The following is a 21,807-nucleotide window of genomic DNA, read 5'->3' on the forward strand; positions in this document are numbered from 1 at the left end:
CGGCGCAACTCTTGCTATGCAGCTGTCGCCAATGGCTTGGCGCGGTCAACTCGCGCCCGCTCGTCGGGCGAGTTCATGACCTGCCAAAGATCGCTGCGGCGCTGGACGTTCAACCAGAAGTCCGGGCTGTTGCCGAACACCCGTGCCAGAATGAGCGCGGTCGCCGCCGTCACGTTGCGGCGGTCGTTGCACAATTCGTTCACATGTTTGCGCTGGACCCCCATCGCCTCGGCCAAAGCTGCCTGCGTAAGGCCAAGCGGTTGCATGAATTCTTCCGTGAGAATTTCGCCAACCGTTGCCGGCTTGCGTGCGGTCATCAACATGTTCTCACCTCATCTATAGCTGTGGTCGTCGAGATAGATGTCCGACGCCTCACCGCGGCCACCGTCCCAGTGGAAGATCAGCCGCCATTGCTTGTTGACGCGTATTGAATGGAAGCCTTCGAGAATGCCGCGCAGCTTCTCGAAATGATTGCTGGGCGGCACACGCAAATCCTGATCGATCATCGCGTCGTCAATCATCTGGAGCTTGCGGAACAAACGGCTTTCGAGATCGGACGGAATGTTGCGAGAATGGGTGTCTTCCACGAAGAAGGCCCGCAGCCATTCATCCCTGAAGCCGACGGTCATCACATGCTTCCATACATGTGAGATAGTGTACCGCTCTCGGGGTCATAAGGCAACGTTGATCCAACGGATCGTGGCTGCTTCGCCTTTATGTGCCTTTCCCACGGCAATATTCAGGAAGTGATCTTGATAACCGCCAGCCAGGCATAGCCGCGATAAAGCGTGCGGAAACGGAAGCTTGCGCTGGTTCGCCGAGATTCCGATTCCAGCACTTCGCGCAACGATTCACGCGGCGCGACGTGGAATTTTTTCAGCCAGCCGCGCAGCAAGGTCCGGAACCAGCCCGGCAGGCCTTCCTGCTGGCCGAAATCGACGATGTGCAGCGAACCGTTCGGTAACAGCGCGGCCAGCGCTGCCGACACAGTTTTTTCCCAACCGGGGATCATCGACAGCGAATAGGACACGAAGACGCGATCGAAGCCGTTGCGCCCGAACAGCGCCTTGGCATTGAATCCCGTGGCGTCGCCCTGGGCGAGCGTGACACGACCGACCAGGCCCTCGCGGGCAATCGCGGCGCCGGCCGTCTCCAGCATTTCGGCTGAAATATCGAGGCCGAAGAAGCGGGCGTCGGGGTAGCGACGCGCGGCCAGGATGATGTTGCGGCCAGTGCCGCAGCCGAGTTCCAGCACGGTGCCGCCGGCGGGCACATCGAGCCCTGCGATCAGCCGGTCGCGGCCAAGCAGGTAGTATTTGCGGGTCAGGTCATAGATGTGGCGCTGCCAGCGGTAGACGCCGTCCATCAATTCGGCATGGTTGGCCGGCAGCTCGGTCGTGCTCATGCCGCACGCTTCACATAGAGGTGGAAGCCGCCATAGATCGCCGAGCGGTCGCGGGCCGAAAACTCCCGCGAAGCCTCGTCCTGATAGTCCCACTGGTCGAGCAGCGAGCTGGAGACTCGGCCCGGCAACAGGCTGGGTTCGGCGGCGGTGCGGAAGATGACGCGGGCGTCGGCCGATGCGGTGCGGGTGATTTCGGCCCACAGCGCGTTGAGCTGGTCGTCGGTCATCCAGTCCTGTGCATCGAGCAGGATGAAGCGGTCGACGGAGCCTGCGTCCTTGCCGGCGAGGAACTCGATCAGATTGGCGTGGTGAATGGCGACGCGGCCGACATTGCCGCGGATGGTCTCGTAGTTCTGTTTTTCGAGATAGGCGGGCAGGGCGGCCTCACCGGGGTTCGGATAGCGCCGGGCGAAGGCCTGCCAGGCGAAGTAGTTGTTCTCCAGCGGAAAATCGCAAGCGAGCTTTTCCAGCCGGGCTTTCAGCACGCTGGCCATGGTGCCGTCGCCAGAAGTGATCAGCGAATCGTACTGCGCCGGCGGAATGCCGAGGCCGAACAGAGAGGCCTTGCGCGACGTCGCCCATTTCAAAAGCTTCTTGTCGAAGACCGGCGCCAACTCCTCGTTGAAGAAGCGGCGCTGCTCGCCGATGTTCTTGGCCTGCATGATGCCGGCAGGGTCGACGCCAAAGAATTTTGCCGTGCGGTGGCCCATGGCGATGAACAGGCCGAGCAGGCCGGTCTGGTAGAAATTGCGGTCGAACACAGTGATGCGCCTGATGCCGCGCCAGTTGCGGCGCTCCCAGTAGTGACGGCTGACCGGATCGAGATGCGGCGCGATGAAACGGTCATACGCTTTCGAATTGTGGCTGGTGTCGGCGGCGCCGAAGAAGCGGAACAGGTCGCCCTGCGATGGCAAATGGCGCACCGCCTCCAGCTTCATGCGGTTCAGCGCGATATGTGCGGTGTTGAGGTCGACGGCGTCGACCCGGGCCGGCGAGCGCGTGAGGTAGGCCAGGATGTTGCAGCCGCCGGAGGCGATGGTGACGACGCGGTGGCCCTGGCCAAGCTGCATCGCCTCCATGTCGACATCAGGGTCCTCCCAGATCTGCGGATAGACGAGGCCGGAAAACAGGAACGCGAACAGCCGCTCCGAAATGCCTGCCTTCGACAGTGGGCGGTTCTGGTAGACGGCCTTTCCAACTTCCTTGCCGCGGCGAAAAACCAGATCTGCGGAAACGTCCGTCATGGCAAGATGATTCCCCATTTGCTTTGCCGCAAGCGGGTAACCCAGGGTCATGACAGGCCGGTGACAGCCTGTTGATGCCTCCTTACGGCTTGCCAAATCCGCCCGGCGTCGGCGTCGTCAGTATGACGGCGTCGCCGGCCTGCAGCACGGTCTGGTCGCAGGCTTTCAGCATGTCGATCGTGCCGTCCTTGCGGCGGACCTTGGTCGAGCCGACCTCGCCATCGCCGCCTCCGTCCAGCCCTTGCGGCGGGCGGTTGCGGTGCGAGGACAGGATCGCGCATTCCATCTTTTCGAGGAAGCGGATGGTGCGTTTGGTGCCGTCGCCGGCGCTCCATTTGCCCTTGCCGCCTGAGTTCTCCCGAATGTGGAAATCCTCGAGCAGCACGGGAAAGCGCAGCTCTAGCACTTCCGGGTCGGTGAGGCGCGAGTTGGTCATGTGGGTGTGGACGCCTGAGGTGCCGGCAAAGCCGCGGCCCGAGTTCATCTGGCCGGCCGGCGAGCCGGAACAGATCGTCTCGTAGTATTGGTAGATCTTGTTGCCGAAGGTCAGGTTGTTCATCGTGCCTTGCGCGTTTGCCATGGCGCCCATGGCGCCGAACAACGCGTTGGTGACGTGCTGCGAGGTCTCGACATTGCCGGCGACGACGGCGGCGGGGTAGGCGGGGTTCAGCATGCAGCCATCGGGAATGATGATGTTGATGGGCCGCAGGCACCCGGCATTCATCGGGATCATGTCCTCGACCATGACGCGGAAGGCATAGAGCACGGCCGCTCGGGCGACGGGTTCCGGCGCGTTGAAATTGTTCTTCATGACCGGTGATGTGCCGGTGAAGTCAACTGTCGCCTCGCACTTTTGCCGGTTGACCGTGATCTTCACCTTGATGATTTGGCCGGTGTCGGTCGGGTATTCGTACTCAGAACTATCGGGCAGCCGCTCCAGCACGCGGCGCACGCTTTCAGCCGCATTGTCCTGGACATGGCCCATATAGGCCTCGACGACATCGAGGCCGAAATGCGCGACCATCTTGCGCAGTTCCGCGACGCCCTTCTCGTTGGCGGCGATCTGTGCCTTGAGGTCGGCGATGTTCTGGTGCGGATTGCGGGCCGGGTAGCGGTGGTCGGTGAGCAGCGTTTCCAGCTCCTTCTCGCGGAATTTTCCACGATCGACGATGCGGAAATTGTCGAACAGCACGCCTTCCTCGTCGACCGTGGTGGCAAGCGGCGTCATCGAGCCGGGTGCCGTGCCGCCGATATCCGCATGATGGCCGCGAGAGGCTGCCCAGAACAGGATTTCGCGTTGGGCGTCGTCGAATACCGGCGTCACCACGGTGATGTCGGGCAGATGCGTGCCGCCATTGTAGGGCGCGTTGAGGGCAAAGACGTCGCCGGGGTGGATGTCGCCGGAATTCAGCCGGATGATGGTTTCGACCGAGCGGTCCATCGAGCCGAGATGCACCGGCATATGCGGTGCATTGGCGACCAGCGCGCCAGTGCGATCGAAGACGGCGCAGGAGAAATCCAGCCTTTCCTTGATGTTGACCGAATAGGCGGTATTCTGCAGCGTCACACCCATCTGCTCGGCTATCGACATGAAGAGGTTGTTGAAGACCTCCAGCATGACCGGATCGGCCTCGGTGCCGAGCGCTGCCTGCCGGCGCTTTTTCTCGACACGGCGCAGGAGCACGTGGTTCCTGGCGGTGATTTCGGCCTGCCAGCCCGGCTCGATGACGATTGTCTGGTTCGGCTCGATAATCAAGGCAGGTCCCGCAACCCTGTTTCCCGGCTTCAGCGCCTCGCGGCGGAAGATGGGTGACGTGCGCCACTCTCCTTCGGTGAAGATTTCGCGGGTTTGCGAAGGGCTTACGGCAAGGTCTTCGGTTCGCGATTCAGTTTCGTCGCGCCCGGTGCCGCCGGTGTCGGTGCCTTCGACGCCGACGGTCTCGACGATCATCGGCTTGTCGTCATAGACGAAACCGAACTGCGCCTTGTGGGCGATTTCAAAATCGCGCCTGGCCTGGAAAATCGAATCCGCCTCGAAATTCACCGGCAGTGTCGTGTCGGTGCCGTCATAGCGAATGTGCAGCACGGGCTTTGTGGCGACCGTATCCTCGCCGATGCCTTGCGCCGCGAGCTCGGCGATGACGGCTTTTCTCAAGATGGCGATGAGGTTGCCGATCTCGGTTCTGGACTCCTCGGCAAGCGGTTTCAGCAGCGCCTGCTGGCGCGAGGCAAAGACCGAGGACAAGCCGATGCCATAGGCTGACAGCAGGCCGGAGAAGGGATGGATCAGCACAGCCTCCATGCCGAGCGCGTCGGCGACCAGGCAAGCGTGCTGGCCGCCGGCGCCGCCGAAGCAGTTCAGGAGATATTCGGTGACGTCATAGCCGCGCTGGACGGAGATCTTCTTGATGGCGTTGGCCATGTTTTCGACGGCAATGGTGACGAAGCCTTCGGCGACAGCCTCGGGTGTGCGGCCATCGCCGATTTCGGCGGCGAGTGCTGCAAATTTTGCTCGCACCGTCTCGACGTCGAGCGGTTCGTCCTGGCCGGGTCCGAATATTGCCGGAAAGAAATCGGGCTGCAGCTTGCCCAGCATGACATTGGCGTCGGTGACGGCGAGCGGGCCGCCGCGCCGGTAGGCTGCCGGGCCGGGATTGGCGCCGGCCGAGTCAGGTCCGGCGCGAAAACGGCCGGCCTCATAGTGCAGGATCGAGCCGCCGCCGGCGGCGACGGTGTGGATGCGCATCATCGGCGCGCGGATGCGCACGCCGGCGACCTCGGTGTCGAAGGCACGCTCATACTCGCCGTCATAATGGGCGACGTCGGTGGAGGTGCCGCCCATGTCGAAGCCGATGACCTTGTCGAAGCCGGCGAGCCTGGCCGTCTCGACCATGCCGACGACGCCACCGGCGGGCCCCGACAGCAGTGCGTCCTTGCCCTGGAACATGTCGGCGGCGGTGAGACCGCCCGACGACATCATGAACATGAGGCGAGGCGATTGGCCGGGCGCCACGCCCAACTCTCCCGCCACCCTTTGCACGTATCGCGACAGGATCGGCGACAGGTAGGCGTCGACCACAGTGGTGTCGCCGCGGCCGACCAGCTTGATCAGTGGCGAGACTTCATGGCTGACCGAGACCTGGCTGAAACCAAGTTTGCGGCAGACTTTCGCCACAGCCTTCTCGTGGTCGGGGTATTTCCAGGCGTGCATGAAGACAATGGCGACCGCATCGATGCCATCGGCCTTGGCCTGTTCGATCGCCGGCCGGCAGGCGGCGATGTCGAGCAATTGTTCGACGCAGCCATCGGCGCGCACACGCTCGTTGATTTCGATGACGCGCTCGTAGAGTTGTTCGGGAAGGATGATCTCCTTGGCGAAGATGTCGGGGCGCGCCTGGTAGGCGATCTTCAGCGCATCGCGAAAGCCCTTGGTGATGAGCAAAAGCACGCGGTCGCCCTTGCGCTCCAGCAGCGCATTGGTGGCGACCGTGGTGCCCATCTTGATGTCGCCGATCAGGCCGCTCGGGATCGCGTCGCCGGCCGACAAGCCAAGAAGGTCGCGAATGCCCTGGATGGCAGCATCGTTATAGGCTTCGGGATTTTCGGAGAGAAGCTTGCGCGGGTGCAGCCCGCCTTCCGGATCTCGGCCGATGATATCGGTGAATGTGCCGCCGCGGTCGATCCAGAAATCCCATTTTTCGGTCATGACAGCCCCTGGCGCTCTTCCGTTCGATCGGTGGTTCGGCACATGCTGTTAGTTCGCCACGGCCTGAGCGGCAATCGCAAATGAACCAGATGATGTTACATGCGGAAACGCAACGTTACGAAACTCATGGCCGTTTGACGCATTTGTCCTTCGACCGCTCACGGCAACGTGAGCGTGTGTTGAAGGAGAGACAAATGAAAAAGCTCATTCTCGCGTCCGTTTCCGCTCTGGCCTTGCTTGGCGTCGCCGCCTGCAGTGACAGCGGTACGGACAATACTACCACCCAGAGCACCAATCCGCCGCCCGCCGAGGAACCGATGAAGCCGGCTACCCCGGAAGCCACGCCGCCGGCCGCGACGCCTCCGGCAACGGATAATTCGACCACGAAGAGCATCACACCCGAGAAGCCTGCCGAGCCGGCTCCGGCAACACCAGCTCCTGCGCCCGCGCAGTAGCGAGCAAGCAGTACTTCGTGTGATGAATGAGAAAGGCCGGCTCGCGCTGGCCTTTTTCATATTGTCCGAGCGCCGTGGCGTTCGAGTCCGATCGATTTGTCGCGCAAAGCCTGCGGCACTGTCCCGGCTTGATAGGAGCGGGCGGTGGCTCTAAGAAGCAGGCCATGTCCATTTGGGATCGCCTCGGCGAATTCATCACCCGCGTTTCATCCTCAGCCTCGTCGGGTGTCGCCGACGTGGTCGAGGCCGTGCGCACGGTTTTCGCCGGCGATGCGGATTTGCGCCGGCGTGTCGCCTTTTCGGTGGCGATGATCGCGCTGTCGGCCAAGATGGCCAAGGCCGATGGCATCGTCACCCAGGACGAGGTGCGCGCCTTCCAGGAAATATTCGAAGTGCCGCCGAAGGAGACGCGCAATGTGGCGCGGCTGTTCGATCTCGCCCAGCGCGACGTGGCCGGTTTCGAGACCTATGCCGAGCGGATGGCGCAGATGTGCGGTTCGGGGCATTCCAATTGCGTGATGCTGGAAGACATACTCGACGGTCTGTTCCACATCGCCAAGGCCGACGGGCTGGTGCACGAGCGCGAAGGCCACTTCCTGCACCGCATCGCCGAGATTTTCCGCATCGACGAAGCGCATTACGAGGCCATCATGGCGCGGCACGTCAATCTAGGCGCCGGGGATCCCTATGTCGTGCTTGGCATCGAGCGCGGCAAGCCGTTCGAAGAGGTCAGGAAACGCTATCGCAAGCTGGTTTCCGACAATCATCCCGACCGGCTGATCGCGCGCGGCCTGCCTCAGGAATTCATCAAGATCGCGACCTCCAGGGTGGCGGCGATCAACGCCGCCTACGAGATGATCGAGCGGGGCCTGCGCCACGCATGAGCGGCTTTCTGCCCGACGAGCCACGTGCCGAAGTCAGGGTATCGCCGAATTTCGGCCCGCGGACCGAGACGCCCAGGCCTGACATGATCGTGCTGCACTACACCGGTATGGCGACCGGCGCCGGGGCCGAGTCTTGGCTTTGCGACCCGGCCAGCGAGGTCTCGTCGCATTATCTCGTCCACGAGAATGGCCATATCGTGCAGATGGTCAGGGAAAGCGACCGCGCCTGGCATGCCGGCAAGAGTTCGTGGTTCGGACGGGCCGACATCAATTCCTGTTCGGTCGGCATCGAGATCGTCAATTCAGGGCATTCGCTGGGCTATCCCGGTTTTCCCCGCCGGCAGATCGATGCGGTGATCGGGCTGTGCCGTGGGATCGCCGGTCGGCATTCGATCGCCGCCGAGCGGGTACTCGCGCATTCCGATATTGCGCCGGGGCGCAAGATCGATCCCGGCGAGAAGTTTCCGTGGCGGACGCTGTTCGAAGCCGGTGTCGGTCATCTCGTGGCGGCCGCACCCGTCAGGCGAGGCGCCACTCTGACAACCGGCGATACCGGCGGCGACGTCGAAGCGTTGCAGTCGATGCTGGCGCTCTACGGTTATGGCGTTGAAATATCCGGCGTTTTCGACCGGCAGACCGAGGCGGTGGTCGAGGCCTTCCAGCGGCATTTCCGGCCGCGCAAGGTGGACGGCGTTGCCGACGGCTCGACGCTGCGGACGCTGCAAAGGCTGCTTGCTTCGGTGAGGCGCTGACCCCCTGGGAGGCCTCTCTCAAGCAATTCTTTCCCATCCTTAAGTTACAAGCTGTCACTCAAAGTGACTTGCCTGGCCTTGTTTGACACCAATTCGGGCGTCAAACGGCTGACGTGTAGATGTCGGACCCCAAGCCCCCCGGGTTGTTCCGACGTTGGTTAGGCGTTGCTGCGCGAACATCTTCGCGCGGTTCAGACAGAACAGGATCACATGCAGAAATTTACCGTTTTAACGGCAGCTCTTGCTGCCGGCGTAATGACTTTTGCCTTCAGTGCCGCAGATGCCGCGCCCCTCAGCCCGCGAGCCGATCAAGGGCCTGTCGTGGCATCCGCGAAAAGCGGCAAGGCCCCACAGGCCAGAAGCGGCAAGGCAGGCCAGGACGCCAAGGCGACGAAGCGGGCTTCCGCGAAAATGGAAAAAGCAAGCTGGTCCAAGCCGAAGAAGTCCGCCAGAAAGCAGACGAAGCGTGGCCGAAAAACCGTCGACATGACGGCAACGGCGTCGATCGGTGTCCGAAACGCGGCAGCCTCGGCGGCCGCGGTGGCCAGCAGCGGGCAGTATTCCGCAATCGTTGCCCGCTATGCGGCGATCGAAGGCGTTCCGGTATCGCTCGCCTCGGCGGTTATCCAGATCGAAAGCAACTATCGGCCCAACATCGTCGGCGGCGCCGGCGAGATCGGCCTGATGCAGATCAAGCCGGCCACGGCTCGGATGATGGGCTATAGCGGCTCCGCCAAGGGTCTGTTCGATCCCGACACCAACATCAAATACGGGATGAAATACCTTGCCATGGCGCGGAGCCTCGGCGGCGGCACGACCTGCGGCACAATTCTGAAATACAATGCCGGCCACGCCGCAACGCGGATGAACCCGGTGTCGGCAGCCTATTGCGGCAAGGTGAAGGTGCAGATGGCTGCGCTGGGATCGCCCGCATAAGTCTGCTTTTTCGTTTGCGTTTTCGGGCGTGAACCCTTTTATACGCTCTGCCAGCTGGCTGGGCGGCCGCACCCGCAAACGCCGAAAGGTCGTGGGTGAGGAAAGTCCGGGCTCCATGGAAACACGGTGCCGGTTAATGGCCGGCGGGGGCGACCCCAGGGAAAGTGCCACAGAAAGCAAACCGCCACGATCCGGCTTGCCGGATTCAGGGTAAGGGTGAAAGGGTGGGGTAAGAGCCCACCGCGCGACTGGCAACAGGAGCGGCACGGTAAACCCCACCGGGAGCAAGACCGAATAGGGGCGGTGCGGGGGGAAACCCTCGAGGGCTGTTTCCGGCTCACCGTCCGGGTAGGTTGCGTGAGGCACATGGCAACATGCGCCCAAGATGAATGGCCGCCACGTTCTCGCCTCGCAAGGGGCGAGGGCCATACAGAACCCGGCTTACAGGCCAGCTGGCAATTCTCTCCATATCGAAGAGAAGTCTTTTGAGATCAGCAGGATGCGCCCTCGGGCGCGCCTGTTGATTCAAGCCTGTTCAGCCCGGCATCCGTCATCAGCTCGTCGTCGGCGACTATCTCACCTCGTATCGTGTCGGTAGCGACGCGATCGAAATAATCCGCGTGCTGCATGGCAAGCGCAACATCGAGGCCGATGACGTCGGCGCGTAGCCGTTTCGTCAGCCGCCGATCTTGTCCAGTGACGCCTCGATCGCCTTCCAGAGCTCGTCCACCGGCTCGCAGCCGACCGAGAGGCGAACGAAGCCGGCGGCAACGGCATCGCCTCGCTTCAAGCGCCGCTCGGCGGAGGTGTGGACGCCGCCGAAGGATGTCGCGGCCTGCATCAGGTCGCAATTGTTGATGAAACCCTCGGCCTTGTCCTCCGAGGCGAGCTCGAAAGAAATGAGAAAGCCGAAGCGCTCCATCTGGGCGCGGGCAAGGTTGTGCGACGGATCGCCTTCCAGTCCGGGATAACGCAGACCGCTGATTGCCCGATGGCCCTGCAGCCGCCGCGCGATGACTTCCGCCGAGGAACACATGCGATCGAAGCGCACATCCAGTGTCTCCAGGCCGCGATGCACCAGCCAGGCTTCGAATGGTCCGGGAATGCTGCCGGAAACTTCGCGCCAGCCGGTCACGGCGGCGATGATATCGGCATTGCGGCTGGCCACATGGCCGAACAGCACGTCGGAGTGGCCATTGGGTGCCTTGGTGTCGGCGGCGACGACGATATCGGCGCCATGGTCGAGCGGCCGCTGGCCGAAGGGTGTCATGGTCGTGTTGTCGACGACAAGGATCGCGCCGGCTTTGTGAACAGCATCGGCAACGGCGGCGATATCGCAGATATCCAGCCCCGGATTGGCAGGGGTTTCGACAAACGCCAGCCGATAGCCATCGAAGCCGCCATCGAGGAAGGTCGAGGTCGGCCTGACGTCGTAGGTAATGCCGAGCGGCTTGAGGAAGCGATCGGCCAAAGCCCGCGTCGTGTGATAGCCGTCGGAAGGCAGCAGGATACGGTCGCCAGTTTTGAGCACGGCAAAGAACGCCGCCGAGATTGCCGCCATTCCTGAAGGGAACCCGACGCAAGGTGCGTCCTCCAGATGAGCCAGCATATGTTCGACTGCGTCCCAGGTCGGGTTGCTGAATCGCCCGTACTGGTTGAAACCGGTGGCGTCGCCGGGCGCATGAAAGATGGCGGCCATGGTCAGGGGCAGGGGAATGGAATCGCCCATGGCAAGCCTGCTGCGACGCAGATGAGGAAGCGCTGCAGCGCGTGACTTTGCAGTTTCAGACATCGAATTTCCAACCCTGTTTGCGACCGGCGATATGTGGCGAGACGCTATGCCCGGCAGCGGCGCGCGGCAAGGCGCGTCCGGTTGGGCCAAGCGGCTCTAAACGGTTCGTTAGGCTTAATAGACGATAAAGACGAGACGTGTCGTCGAGGCTGTTCTCATTGGTCGCGGCGCGCGTGTTTGTGAAGCCTAATCCCGTTGACGCCCATAGTGCCCCATGATATCCCATCCAGACATCAAAGCCTTCGTTCCGTGTCAGGGTAAAGCGTACGCCAATCGGGCAGCCGCGGCGGCTGCGCGTCTGCCGGTTTTTGCCCGTGCGGACGAGGCTGATACGGGGCAGGGAACGCGCTGCGGCGGCGCGGGCGACAAGATGGAGAGGGGTGCGGCGGCGAAAGCGGCTGTAGCGTTTAATGGACCGGTTTCTGTCAAACACGGTGAGCAGGATCGATGCGAAGGGACGGGTGTCCGTTCCCGCGCATTTCCGTGCGGTCGTGCAGAAGCGCGGCTATTCGGAACTCTATGCGCTGCGCTGCCTGGATCTGCCGGCGATGGATGTCGGCGGGCTCGATCTGCTCGACCGCTACGAGCAGCGCATCGCGCTCGAGGATTCCTTCCTGCAGACGGCGGACGATATGTCGTTCTTCTGCCATGGCGACGGAACCTTCTTGAAACTCGACCAGGACGGCCGCATCACGATGAGCGATTTCCTTCGCGAACACACCGGCATTTCGGCGGAAGTGGCCTTTGTCGGGCGCGGCAATTTCTTTCAGATCTGGGAGCCGGGACGGCTTGCCGCCTATGGGGCGCAGGCGCGGGCACGGCTTTTGCAGCTTCGGCAGGGGACGAAGCCTGGGGAGCGACCGGAATGACGGCAGGCCACGGCGATGACCTTCCTCACGCCGTAGGTGGGCACGCCGTTGGCGGATCGGCCCGCCACATTCCGGTCCTCCTTGCCGAAGTGCTTGAAGCACTGGCGCCGGCGCAGGGCGACATCATCATCGACGGCACGTTCGGCGCCGGCGGCTACACCAGGGCCATTCTGGCGACGGGCGCCTCGGTTGTGGCGATCGACCGCGATCCGGATGCAATCGATGCCGGGCGCGATCTGGAAGCGCAGTCCGGCGGCCGGCTGCGGCTGGTGCAGGCGCCGTTCTCGACGCTGGACGAACATGTCGAGAGCGCCGAGGGCGTCGTGCTCGACATCGGCGTGTCCTCGATGCAGCTCGACCAGGCCGAGCGCGGGTTTTCGTTCCGGGCCGACGGGCCGCTCGACATGCGCATGGCGCAGGCTGGTTTGAGCGCCGCCGACGTCGTCAATTCCTTCAAGCCGGGCGACCTTGCCCGTATCTTCGGCTTCCTCGGCGAGGAGCGCCATGCCGGACGCATCGCCCGCATGATCGAGGCGCGCCGCGAAAAGCGTCCGTTCGAACGGACGCTGGAACTCGCCGACGCCATCGAGACGCATATCGGCCGGGCGCCGAAGGACAAGATCCATCCGGCTACGCGCGTGTTCCAGGCGCTGCGCATCTTCGTCAATGACGAGCTTGGCGAACTGGCCAAGGCCCTGTTCGCGGCCGAACGCGCGCTGAAGCCGGGCGGTCGGCTCGCCGTGGTCACCTTCCATTCGCTGGAAGACCGCATCGTCAAGCGCTTCATCGCCGACCGGGCCGACGTCGCGACCGGTTCGCGTCATCTGCCCGAGGCGCATGCGCGCACCGCGACGTTCCGCAAGGCGGGCGGCGGCGTGACTGCCGGCGACGCCGAGGTGGCGGCCAATCCGCGCGCCCGTTCGGCCAGGCTGCGCGCGGCGATCCGCACCGAGGCGCCGGCGCGCGGCAGTGATTTTTCGATTTTCGGCCTTCCAAAGCTTCCCGGTATCGACCGGCCGGGGGAGAGGTAACACGTGTTTCGTACCAGCGACATTGTCCTGATCGCCGTCATGGTTGCGGTCGCGGCCCTTACCTACAAGGCCAAGCGCGAGGCCGAGGAACAATTGGCCGCGGTGCAGAAGATCCATGCCCAGATACGCTATGAGGAGGATACGATCGACCTGCTCAAGGCCGACTGGAGCCTGCTTACCCAGCCGTCGCGGCTGCAGAAGCTCGCCGAACTCTACAAGTCGCAGCTCGAACTCGAGCCGGTCAGCGCTCGCCAGATCGGCGGCATCGCCGACCTGCCGGCCAAATCCCTTGACATCCAGGACATCCTGTCGGGACGCCAGGGCGGCATGGCCGACAATTCGGGCGGCAAGGCGCCGTCGGACGGCAGGGATCCCGTGGTGACCGGAGGCATCGCCCAATGATCGGCAAACTGCTGAAGCGTCGCTCCAGGACGAGTGAAGATGGATCGATCGTGGTCGAGGGCGCCCGCAAGGCGACCGGCGGCAAGGGCAGGACGCGCATCGTCATGACGATGGCGGTGTTCTTCGGCATCTTCTCGACCATATCAGGGCGGCTGGTCTATCTCGGCTTCCAGACCCCTGATATGTCGGGCGGTCCGCAGAGCCGGGTGACAGCATCGCGGCCCGACATCGTCGACCGCAACGGCGAAGTGTTGGCCACGGATATCAAGACGGCGTCGCTGTTTGCAGAACCGCGCCGGATTGTCGACGCCGACGAGGCGATCGAGAAGCTGTCGACGGTGCTTCCGGACATCGACTATGAGCAGACCTATCATAAGCTGAAGAGCGGCGCCGGTTTCGTCTGGCTGCAGCGGCAGCTGACGCCCAAGCAACAGTCCGACATCATGCAACTCGGCATTCCCGGTTTCGGCTTCCGCACCGAAAAGCGCCGCTTCTATCCGAGCGGCGAGACCTCGTCCTACATTGTCGGCCTCACCAACATCGACAACCAGGGCATCTCCGGAATGGAGAAATATGTCGACGAGCAGGGGCTGAGCGACTTGCAGGCATCGGGCCTTGCCATTGCCAAGGATCTCAAGCCGGTAAAGCTTTCGATCGATCTGCGCGTGCAGCATGTGGTGCGCGACGAGATCGCCGCCGGCCTGGAGCGCTATCGTGCCATGGGCGCCGGCGCCGTTGTGCTCAACGTCAAGACCGGCGAAGTGGTGGCCATGGCCTCGGTGCCGGATTTCGATCCGAACAATCCCTACAATGCACAGGACAAGGACCGGCTGAATCGCATGTCGGCGGGCCTCTACGAGATGGGCTCGACCTTCAAGAGCTTCACCTCAGCCATGGCGCTCGATTCCGGCAAGGCGACGATGGCGAGCCGCTTCGATGCTTCGCATCCAATCCGGGTCGGTCATCAGGCCATTCACGATTTCCACGGCAAGAACCGTGTGCTGTCGTTGCCGGAGGTGTTCCTCTACTCGTCCAACATCGGGTCGGCCAGGGAAGCCGAGATGGTCGGCATCGAGGGGCATCGCGAATTCCTGCACCGCCTTGGCATTCTGGACAGGATGCAGACCGAATTGCCGGAGACTGCCCGTCCGACTGAACCGAAGGTCTGGAAACAGGTCAATTCATTCACCATCGCCTTCGGCCATGGCGTGTCGACGACGCCGCTGCAAGCGGCTGTGGGCTGCGCGGCGTTGATGAATGGCGGCTTTCTGATGAACCCTACCTTTCTGGTGCGGACGCAGGCGGAAGCGATGGCCACCGCCAAGAAAGTGGTGAGCGAAAAGACCGTCGAAGGCATGCGCTACCTCTATTCGCTCAATGCCGAGAAGGGCTCTGCCCGAAACGCCAGAGTCCCCGGCTACCGCGTTGGCGGCAAGACCGGAACGGCCGAGAAGGTCGTCAATGGCCGCTACTCCAAGGACTTGAATTTCAACACTTTCGTCGCCGCCTTCCCGATGGACGATCCGCAGTATCTGGTGTTTACCATTGCCGATGCCCCGCACCCGGAAAAGCCTGGTATGACGGATGTCGCGGCCGCAAATGCGGGGGTCATGGCCGGCAATATCATCAGGCGTTCAGCTGCCATGCTTGGCGTGAAGCCAGATTTCAGCCATGAAAATGGTGCAACGCTGGTTTCCTATCAGTGATTCTTAGGGCGCGCCGGCAACAGCGCGCTATTTTGTTGCGGTGAACGGGACTCGATGAAGCTCAGAGATCTAGCCGGTATCCTGCCCGTCGAGGGAATAGCTTCCGTCGATCTGGAGGTTACAGGGATTTCTTCGGATTCCCGCCAGGTAAAACCGGGCGTTGTCTTTTTTGCGCTCGCCGGAACCAAGGCCGATGGTGCCGTTTATGCCGCCGACGCCGCCTCGCGCGGTGCGGCCGCGATCGTGGCGGGCAAGGGCAGCACCATTGCCGGGCTGTCGGTTCCGGTATTGGCGGTCGACGATCCCCGCCTGGCGCTGGCGCTGAGTGCCGCCCGTTATTCCGGCAAGCAGCCTGAGATCATGGTCGCGGTGACCGGCACCAGCGGCAAAACGTCGGTCGCCGCCTTCACCAGGCAGATCTGGGAGCAGGCCGGTTATGCCGCCGCTTCGATCGGCACCACCGGCGTGGTGGCGCCTGGACGCAACGATTATGGCTCGCTGACGACACCCGATCCGGTCGCCCTGCACCAATTGCTGCGGGAATTGGCGGATGCCGGCGTTACCCACGCCTCGATGGAAGCCTCCAGCCATGGGCTCGACCAGCGCCGCCTCGACGGCGTGAAGCTGGCCGCCGGCGGCTTCACCAATCTCGGCCGTGACCATATGGACTATCATCCGACCATCGAGGACTATCACCGCGCCAAACTGCGTCTGTTCGACACGCTGCTGCCCAAGGGCGCACCAGCCGTGATCTTCGCCGACGATCCATGGTCGGCGCCGACGATCGGGGCCGCACAGACCGCCGGGCTCAATGTGCTGACGGTCGGCCGCCATGGCGATTTCCTCAGGCTGAAGCGGGTCGAGCATGAACGCCATCGCCAGCGGGCCGAGGTCGAGGCCGATGGCGTGCTCTACGAGATCGACCTGCCGCTGGCCGGTGATTTCCAGATTTCGAACGCGCTGGTTTCCGCGGGTCTTGCCATTTCCACGGGAACATCTGTCGCCAAGGCCTTGTTGGCGTTGGAGAAATTGAAGGGCGCGCCGGGCCGGCTCGACCTCGTCGGCACCACCGGCAATGGCGCGCCGGTCTATGTCGATTATGCCCACAAGCCCGACGCGCTGGAAAACGTGCTGTCCTCGGTGCGCCCATTCACCACCGGCCGCGTCATCGTCGTGTTCGGCTGCGGCGGCGACCGCGACCGCGGCAAGCGACCGATCATGGGCGAGATTGCGACGCGGCTTGCAGATGTCGTCATCGTCACCGACGACAATCCGCGCTCCGAAGTGCCGGAAACGATCCGCGCCGCTATTTTGGCCGCTGCTCCAGGTGCCATCGAGATCGGCGACCGGCGCCACGCGATCCACGAGGCGGTCGCCATGCTGCATGCCGGCGACACGCTGATCGTGGCCGGCAAGGGCCATGAGGAGGGCCAGACGGTCGGCTCAGAGACCTTGCATTTCTCCGATCACGAGGAAGTCCGCGCGGCACTCACGGAGCGTGCCGCATGAGCTTGCTGTGGACCTCCGAGGCGCTGGTTGCCGCCATGGACGGGCGGCCGCTCGGGCCGATGCCGGACGGCATTTCAGGCATTTCGATCGACAGCCGCAGCCTGCAGCCGGGCGACGCCTTCTTCGCTATCAAGGGCGAGGCGATGGACGGCCATGACTTCGCAACCGCCGCCATCAAGGCCGGCGCCGGCGTGTTGGTGGTGGCCGAAGGCAAGCTGCCGTCGCTCGGCCGGCTGACGGCGCCGATCATCGTCGTCGAGGACGTGCTGGTCGCGCTGGAAAAGCTTGGAGTTGCGTCGCGCGCCCGCTCGAGCGCGAAAATCATCGCTGTGACCGGTTCGGCCGGCAAGACCACCACCAAGGAAGCGCTGCGCCATGTGCTGCAAGCCGTCGGCAAGGTGCATGCCTCGGCGCAGTCTTTCAACAATCACTGGGGCGTGCCGCTGACCTTGGCGCGCATGCCCGATGATTGCGACTATGCCGTGTTCGAGATCGGCATGAACCATCCCGACGAGATCCGTCCGCTGGTCAAGATGGTGAGGCCGCATGTCGCAATCGTCACCATGATCGCGGCGGCCCACCTAGGTTTCTTCCGCAATCTGGACGAGATCGCCAAGGCCAAGGCCGAGATTTTCGAGGGGCTGGAGCCCGAGGGGGCCGCCGTCCTCAACCGCGACGATACGCGCTTCAAGCTGCTCGACAAGATGGCCCATGCCGCCGGTGTCGAGCACGTCTACGGCTTCGGCGAGAATGCGCGCTCTACCTTCAAGCTCACCAAATGCGAACTGCATGCGGATCATTCCGACATCATCGCCAGGATCGGCGGCCACGAAGTGAAGGCGCGGATCGGCGCGCCCGGCCGCCATATGGTGCAGAACGTGCTGGCGGTGCTGGGTGCGGCGCATCTGGTCGGCGCCGATCTCGACAAGGTGGCTTCGGCACTGGCCGATCTCTCCGCCGAGCGCGGGCGTGGCAAGCGCCATGTGCTGCGCCATCCCGGTGGCTCGACTTCGAGCCACCCAGGTGGACCGATCACGCTGATCGACGAAAGCTACAACGCCAATCCGGCATCGATGGCTGCTGCCATGGCATTGCTCAACGCGACGCCTGTGACGGGCGAGGGCCGCCGCATCGCCGTGCTCGGCGACATGCTCGAACTCGGCGACCACTCGGCCAAGCTGCATGCAGCCCTTGCCGATCTCGTCGTAGGCACCGGCACGCAGACCGTCTTCCTCGGCGGCCCGGAAATGCGGGCGCTGGCCGACGCGCTGCCGGCTGAGATCAAGACGGAATACCGTGCTGGTGTCGAGGAGCTGAAGCCGGTGCTGCTTGCCGCGCTCAAGCCGGGTGACGTGGTGATGATCAAATCGTCGAAGGGCATCGGTTTTGCAAAATTGGTCGATGCGCTGCTGGGCAAATTCCCGGCTGAATCGACAGCCAGAAAACAGACCTAGGTCGGGGGACGAAAACGCATGTTTACACTGCTCGTCGATTTTGCGGACAAGGTCTCGGTCTTCAATGTCTTCCGCTACATCACCTTCCGCACCGGCGGGGCGCTAATCACGTCGGCGCTGATCGTCTTCATCTTCGGACCGACCATCATCAATTCGCTGCGGCTGCGGCAAGGCAAGGGGCAGCCGATCCGCGCCGACGGGCCGCAGACACATTTCAAGAAGGCCGGCACGCCGACCATGGGCGGCCTGATGATCCTGTCGGGCATCATCGGCTCGTCGCTTTTGTGGGCGAACCTGTCGAGCATCTATGTCTGGGTGGTGCTGCTGGTGACGCTGGGCTTCGGCTCGATCGGCTTCTACGACGACTATCTCAAGGTAACCAAGCAGTCGCATCTCGGCTTTTCCGGCAAGGCACGCCTTGCGCTTGAATTCGTCATTGCCGGCATCGCCGCCTGGGTGATCATGCACAATGGTCAGGCGCCGTTCTCGTCGTCGCTGACATTTCCCTTCGCCAAGGAATTCATCGTCAATCTCGGCTGGTTCTTCATTCCGTTCTCCTGCTTCGTCATCGTCGGCGCCGGCAATGCGGTCAACCTGACCGACGGCCTGGACGGGCTGGCGATCGTGCCGATCATGATCGCGGCGGCCTCCTTCGGTGTCATCGCCTATCTCTCCGGCAACGCCGTGTTCGCCGAATATCTGCAGATCCATTTCGTGCCCGGCACCGGTGAACTGGCGGTCGTGCTCGGCGCGGTCATCGGCGCTGGTCTGGGCTTCCTCTGGTTCAATGCGCCGCCTGCGGCGATCTTCATGGGCGACACCGGCTCGCTGGCCATGGGCGGCCTGATCGGCACCGTTGCGGTCGCCACCAAGCACGAGATCGTTCTGGTCATCGTCGGCGGATTGTTCGTCGTGGAAATCCTGTCGGTCATCATCCAGGTCGGCTACTTCAAGATGACCGGCAAGCGGGTGTTCCTGATGGCGCCGATCCACCATCATTTCGAAAAGCTCGGCTGGACCGAAAGCCAGGTGGTGATCCGCTTCTGGATCATCGCCGTCATCCTGGCGCTGGTCGGCCTGTCGACCCTCAAGCTGAGATAGGAAGCCCTTTGATCCCCGCCGCATCCTTTTCAGGCAAGCGCGTTTCGCTCTTCGGGCTCGGTGGCTCGGGGATCGCGACGGCGCGCGCACTGATCGAGGGCGGCGCGGACGTGCTGGCCTGGGACGACAATCCCGAAAGCGTGGCCAAGGCCACGGCTGCCGGCATCGCAACCGCCGACCTCCGCGGCGCCGACTGGGCGAAATTCTCGGCCTTCGTGCTGTCGCCAGGTGTGCCGCTGACGCATCCCAAGCCGCATTGGACGGTGGAGCTGGCGCGCGGTTCGGGCGTCGAGATCATCGGCGACATCGAGCTTTTCTGCCGCGAGCGGATGCTGAGCGCGCCAAATTCGCCTTTCATCGCCATCACCGGCACCAACGGCAAGTCGACGACGACCGCGCTGACCGCGCATATCCTGAAAGCCGCGGGACGCGACACCCAGATGGGCGGCAATATCGGCCGCGCGGTAATGACGCTCGATCCACCCGAGCCCGATCGGCACTATGTGGTCGAATGCTCGTCCTACCAGATCGACCTCGCGCCTTCGATCAATCCGACGGCAGGCATCCTGCTTAACCTGACGCCCGATCATCTCGACCGCCACGGCACCATGCAGCACTACGCCGCGATCAAGGAGCGGCTGGTGGCCGGCAGCGAGACGGCGATCGTCGGCATCGACGATTCCTGGTGCGCGCAGATCGCCGAGCGGTTGGAGCGGGCGGGCCGGCCTGTCATCCGCATTTCCAAGCGCCTGCCGCTGACCGATGGCTATTTCGCCGACGGCAGCAACCTGATGGAAGCCGTGCACGGCCGTTACAGCCGTGTCGCCTTCCTCGAAGGCATCGGCTCGCTGCGCGGCCAGCACAATGCCCAGAACGCTCTGGCGGCGGTCGCCGCTTGCCTCAAGGTCGGGCTGGAGCTTGGCGAGATCCAGTCGGGGCTGGAAAGCTTTCCCGGCCTCGCGCACCGCATGGAGCAGGTCGGCCGCAAGGATCATGTGCTGTTCATCAACGATTCCAAGGCGACCAATGCCGATGCTGCGGCGCCGGCGCTGTCCAGCTTCCCGCGCATCTACTGGATCGCAGGCGGCCTGCCCAAGGAAGGCGGCATCGAGCCCTTGCGCGGCTTCTTCCCGCGCATTGCCAAGGCCTATCTTATCGGCGAGGCGGCGCCGGTTTTTTCGGCGACGCTGGGCGAGGCAGTTCCCTACGAGATTTCAGGCACGCTGGCCGCGGCGGTCGAGCACGCCGCGCATGATGCGGCCAAGGACGACAGCGGTGAGGCGGTGGTGCTGCTGTCGCCGGCCTGCGCCAGCTTCGACCAGTTCAAGAATTTCGAAGTCCGCGGCGAAGCCTTCAGGCAAGCTGCGAATGCTATCGAGGGTGTGAAACCCATCGGAGGGGCACGATAATGCAGAGCCGTCTCGACAAAAGTCCGGTTGCGACCTGGTGGTGGACGATCGATCGCTGGTTCCTGGCGGCGTTCCTGTCGCTGATGGGGCTTGGCATCGTCTTGTCCTTCGCTGCCAGCCCGGCGGTGGCCGAACGCATCGGCCTCGACAGTTTCCACTTTGCCACCAGGCAGATCATCTTCACCGTGCCGGCGCTCGGCGTGATGCTGGCCGTTTCCTTCCTCGATTCCAGGCAGATCCGGCGCATGGCGCTGGTCATCCTGTGCCTGATGCTGGTGCTGATGGTGGCGGTGCTCTACATCGGCGTCGAGGTGAAGGGTGCGCGCCGCTGGGTGTCGCTTGCAGGCCTGTCGATCCAGCCGTCGGAATTCCTGAAGCCGGCCTTCGTCATCATGTGCGCCTGGCTGTTCGCCGAGCACAAGCGCCAGCCTGACATTCCGGGCAATCTGTTTGCCATGCTGCTGCTGGTGCTGGTCGTATCGCTGCTGGTGGCGCAACCGGACCTCGGCCAGACCATGCTGACGACCGGCACCTGGGGCATCATGTTCTTCATGGCCGGGCTGCCCTGGCTGTGGATCGTCGCGCTCGGCGCGGCCGGCGTCGGTGGCGTCTTTGCCGCCTATACGGTGTTCCCGCACGTTGCCTTGCGCATCGACAAGTTCCTCACCGGCGAGGGCGACACGTTCCAGGTCGACATGGGGCGCGAAGCGCTGATCAATGGCGGCTGGTTCGGTGTCGGGCCGGGCGAGGGCACAGTCAAGCGCGTCATTCCCGATAGCCATGCCGACTTCGTCTTCTCGGTCGCGGGCGAAGAGTTCGGGCTGATCATGTGCTTCTTCATCATGTCGATCTTCGCCTTCATCGTGCTGCGCGGCCTCAACACGGCGCTGAAGGAGCATGACGATTTCACCCGCTATGCGGTCGGCGGCCTCGTCACCGTGTTTGGCCTGCAAGCGGTCATCAACATGTGCGTCAATCTCCAGCTTGTGCCGGCCAAAGGTATGACGCTGCCGTTCATCTCCTATGGCGGCTCCTCGCAGATCGCCATCGCCATCTCGATGGGCATGGTGCTGGCGCTGACACGCAAGCGGCCGGAAAAGCGCAAGCAGATGGGCTTTGGCCTGTCGCAACGCGCCCTGCCGGCGGAGTGAT

General features: G+C 63.3%; 19 protein-coding genes and 1 other RNA gene. 14 read left to right on the forward strand and 6 right to left on the reverse strand.

Annotation, left to right across the window (positions count from 1 at the left end):
- Positions 1–14: 14 nt before the first annotated feature.
- From NKH52_RS22490 to NKH52_RS22510, 5 genes are all read right to left on the reverse strand, one after another.
- Complete coding sequence (locus tag NKH52_RS22490) at positions 15–323, reverse strand: HigA family addiction module antitoxin (RefSeq protein ID WP_023813159.1); 309 nt, start codon at positions 321–323, stop codon at positions 15–17.
- A 9-nt stretch (positions 324–332) separates the two neighbouring features.
- Positions 333–629: a type II toxin-antitoxin system RelE/ParE family toxin gene (locus NKH52_RS22495; RefSeq protein WP_352733760.1), complete on the reverse strand. Its 297-nt coding sequence runs from the start codon at positions 627–629 to the stop codon at positions 333–335.
- A gap of 110 nt (positions 630–739) precedes the next feature.
- Complete coding sequence (locus NKH52_RS22500; protein ID WP_352733758.1) at positions 740–1,405, reverse strand: class I SAM-dependent methyltransferase; 666 nt, start codon at positions 1,403–1,405, stop codon at positions 740–742.
- The gene (locus tag NKH52_RS22505; protein ID WP_352733756.1) at positions 1,402–2,700 is read right to left on the reverse strand and encodes a BtaA family protein; all 1,299 of its coding nucleotides are present in this window, start codon (positions 2,698–2,700) and stop codon (positions 1,402–1,404) included. The genes NKH52_RS22500 and NKH52_RS22505 overlap by 4 nt, the downstream gene beginning before the upstream one ends.
- 31 nt (positions 2,701–2,731) lie before the next feature.
- Entirely contained in the window at positions 2,732–6,355 is a 3,624-nt protein-coding gene (locus NKH52_RS22510) for a hydantoinase B/oxoprolinase family protein (RefSeq protein WP_352733754.1), read from the reverse strand.
- 194 nt (positions 6,356–6,549) lie between these two features.
- Between NKH52_RS22510 and NKH52_RS22515 the strand changes: the two genes are divergently transcribed.
- The 5 genes from NKH52_RS22515 (at position 6,550) to rnpB (ending at position 9,842) form a co-directional block, all read left to right on the forward strand.
- The gene (locus tag NKH52_RS22515) at positions 6,550–6,810 is read left to right on the forward strand and encodes a hypothetical protein (RefSeq protein WP_292183927.1); all 261 of its coding nucleotides are present in this window, start codon (positions 6,550–6,552) and stop codon (positions 6,808–6,810) included.
- Positions 6,811–6,974: 164 nt separating this feature from the next.
- A complete protein-coding gene (locus tag NKH52_RS22520; protein ID WP_352733752.1) occupies positions 6,975–7,694 on the forward strand; it encodes a TerB family tellurite resistance protein in 720 nt (239 codons plus the stop codon).
- Positions 7,691–8,446, forward strand: coding sequence for an N-acetylmuramoyl-L-alanine amidase (locus NKH52_RS22525; RefSeq protein WP_352733750.1), 756 nt, complete (start codon positions 7,691–7,693; stop codon positions 8,444–8,446). The genes NKH52_RS22520 and NKH52_RS22525 overlap by 4 nt, the downstream gene beginning before the upstream one ends.
- Positions 8,447–8,656: 210 nt before the next feature.
- Positions 8,657–9,382 (forward strand): lytic transglycosylase domain-containing protein, encoded by a 726-nt coding sequence (locus NKH52_RS22530; RefSeq protein ID WP_127296019.1) that lies wholly within the window; start codon positions 8,657–8,659, stop codon positions 9,380–9,382.
- Between the two features lie 50 nt (positions 9,383–9,432).
- An RNA gene (rnpB, locus tag NKH52_RS22535) (RNase P RNA component class A) lies at positions 9,433–9,842 on the forward strand.
- Positions 9,843–10,058: 216 nt separating this feature from the next.
- On the opposite strand, the gene NKH52_RS22540 is transcribed toward rnpB, so the two are convergent.
- Positions 10,059–11,174 (reverse strand): cystathionine gamma-lyase, encoded by a 1,116-nt coding sequence (locus NKH52_RS22540; RefSeq protein ID WP_352733747.1) that lies wholly within the window; start codon positions 11,172–11,174, stop codon positions 10,059–10,061.
- A 410-nt stretch (positions 11,175–11,584) separates the two neighbouring features.
- On the opposite strand from NKH52_RS22540, the gene mraZ reads away from it, so the two are divergent.
- Genes mraZ through ftsW form a run of 9 tightly spaced genes read left to right on the forward strand, consistent with a single transcriptional unit; the run spans position 11,585 to position 21,806 of the window.
- Positions 11,585–12,043, forward strand: a complete 459-nt coding sequence (gene mraZ, locus NKH52_RS22545; RefSeq protein ID WP_352733745.1) for a division/cell wall cluster transcriptional repressor MraZ — start codon at positions 11,585–11,587, stop codon at positions 12,041–12,043.
- Complete coding sequence (gene rsmH / locus NKH52_RS22550; protein WP_352733743.1) at positions 12,040–13,074, forward strand: 16S rRNA (cytosine(1402)-N(4))-methyltransferase RsmH; 1,035 nt, start codon at positions 12,040–12,042, stop codon at positions 13,072–13,074. The genes mraZ and rsmH overlap by 4 nt, the downstream gene beginning before the upstream one ends.
- Before the next feature lie 3 nt (positions 13,075–13,077).
- On the forward strand, positions 13,078–13,476 hold the full coding sequence (gene ftsL / locus NKH52_RS22555) for a cell division protein FtsL (RefSeq protein WP_352733741.1): 399 nt from the start codon (positions 13,078–13,080) through the stop codon (positions 13,474–13,476).
- On the forward strand, positions 13,473–15,182 hold the full coding sequence (locus NKH52_RS22560) for a peptidoglycan D,D-transpeptidase FtsI family protein (RefSeq protein ID WP_127296015.1): 1,710 nt from the start codon (positions 13,473–13,475) through the stop codon (positions 15,180–15,182). The genes ftsL and NKH52_RS22560 overlap by 4 nt, the downstream gene beginning before the upstream one ends.
- 54 nt (positions 15,183–15,236) lie before the next feature.
- Complete coding sequence (locus NKH52_RS22565) at positions 15,237–16,691, forward strand: UDP-N-acetylmuramoyl-L-alanyl-D-glutamate--2,6-diaminopimelate ligase (protein WP_352733739.1); 1,455 nt, start codon at positions 15,237–15,239, stop codon at positions 16,689–16,691.
- A complete protein-coding gene (locus tag NKH52_RS22570) occupies positions 16,688–18,145 on the forward strand; it encodes a UDP-N-acetylmuramoylalanyl-D-glutamyl-2,6-diaminopimelate--D-alanyl-D-alanine ligase (protein ID WP_352733737.1) in 1,458 nt (485 codons plus the stop codon). Before NKH52_RS22565 ends, NKH52_RS22570 begins: the two co-directional genes overlap by 4 nt.
- Before the next feature lie 18 nt (positions 18,146–18,163).
- Entirely contained in the window at positions 18,164–19,246 is a 1,083-nt protein-coding gene (gene mraY / locus NKH52_RS22575; protein ID WP_013530954.1) for a phospho-N-acetylmuramoyl-pentapeptide-transferase, read from the forward strand.
- An 8-nt stretch (positions 19,247–19,254) separates the two neighbouring features.
- Positions 19,255–20,655 carry a UDP-N-acetylmuramoyl-L-alanine--D-glutamate ligase gene (gene murD, locus NKH52_RS22580; protein WP_352733735.1) on the forward strand — a complete coding sequence of 467 codons (1,401 nt, stop codon included), beginning with the start codon at positions 19,255–19,257 and terminating at the stop codon, positions 20,653–20,655.
- Positions 20,655–21,806 carry a putative lipid II flippase FtsW gene (gene ftsW, locus NKH52_RS22585; protein WP_128303494.1) on the forward strand — a complete coding sequence of 384 codons (1,152 nt, stop codon included), beginning with the start codon at positions 20,655–20,657 and terminating at the stop codon, positions 21,804–21,806. Before murD ends, ftsW begins: the two co-directional genes overlap by 1 nt.
- Position 21,807: the final 1 nt, after the last annotated feature.

Origin of the sequence: Mesorhizobium sp. M1066, from assembly GCF_040318635.1 — a bacterium.
Lineage (GTDB): Bacteria > Pseudomonadota > Alphaproteobacteria > Rhizobiales > Rhizobiaceae > Mesorhizobium.

What these genes read in the sequence shown, in the direction of transcription:
- NKH52_RS22490 (WP_023813159.1), bottom strand. Translation starts at nt 323, where the DNA reads ATGTTGATGACCGCACGCAAGCCGGCAACGGTTGGCGAAATTCTCACG.
- NKH52_RS22495 (WP_352733760.1), bottom strand. Translation starts at nt 629, where the DNA reads ATGACCGTCGGCTTCAGGGATGAATGGCTGCGGGCCTTCTTCGTGGAA.
- NKH52_RS22500 (WP_352733758.1), bottom strand. Translation starts at nt 1,405, where the DNA reads ATGAGCACGACCGAGCTGCCGGCCAACCATGCCGAATTGATGGACGGC.
- NKH52_RS22505 (WP_352733756.1), bottom strand. Translation starts at nt 2,700, where the DNA reads ATGACCCTGGGTTACCCGCTTGCGGCAAAGCAAATGGGGAATCATCTT.
- NKH52_RS22510 (WP_352733754.1), bottom strand. Translation starts at nt 6,355, where the DNA reads ATGACCGAAAAATGGGATTTCTGGATCGACCGCGGCGGCACATTCACC.
- NKH52_RS22515 (WP_292183927.1), top strand. Translation starts at nt 6,550, where the DNA reads ATGAAAAAGCTCATTCTCGCGTCCGTTTCCGCTCTGGCCTTGCTTGGC.
- NKH52_RS22520 (WP_352733752.1), top strand. Translation starts at nt 6,975, where the DNA reads ATGTCCATTTGGGATCGCCTCGGCGAATTCATCACCCGCGTTTCATCC.
- NKH52_RS22525 (WP_352733750.1), top strand. Translation starts at nt 7,691, where the DNA reads ATGAGCGGCTTTCTGCCCGACGAGCCACGTGCCGAAGTCAGGGTATCG.
- NKH52_RS22530 (WP_127296019.1), top strand. Translation starts at nt 8,657, where the DNA reads ATGCAGAAATTTACCGTTTTAACGGCAGCTCTTGCTGCCGGCGTAATG.
- NKH52_RS22540 (WP_352733747.1), bottom strand. Translation starts at nt 11,174, where the DNA reads ATGTCTGAAACTGCAAAGTCACGCGCTGCAGCGCTTCCTCATCTGCGT.
- mraZ (WP_352733745.1), top strand. Translation starts at nt 11,585, where the DNA reads ATGGACCGGTTTCTGTCAAACACGGTGAGCAGGATCGATGCGAAGGGA.
- rsmH (WP_352733743.1), top strand. Translation starts at nt 12,040, where the DNA reads ATGACGGCAGGCCACGGCGATGACCTTCCTCACGCCGTAGGTGGGCAC.
- NKH52_RS22560 (WP_127296015.1), top strand. Translation starts at nt 13,473, where the DNA reads ATGATCGGCAAACTGCTGAAGCGTCGCTCCAGGACGAGTGAAGATGGA.
- NKH52_RS22565 (WP_352733739.1), top strand. Translation starts at nt 15,237, where the DNA reads ATGAAGCTCAGAGATCTAGCCGGTATCCTGCCCGTCGAGGGAATAGCT.
- NKH52_RS22570 (WP_352733737.1), top strand. Translation starts at nt 16,688, where the DNA reads ATGAGCTTGCTGTGGACCTCCGAGGCGCTGGTTGCCGCCATGGACGGG.
- mraY (WP_013530954.1), top strand. Translation starts at nt 18,164, where the DNA reads ATGTTTACACTGCTCGTCGATTTTGCGGACAAGGTCTCGGTCTTCAAT.
- ftsW (WP_128303494.1), top strand. Translation starts at nt 20,655, where the DNA reads ATGCAGAGCCGTCTCGACAAAAGTCCGGTTGCGACCTGGTGGTGGACG.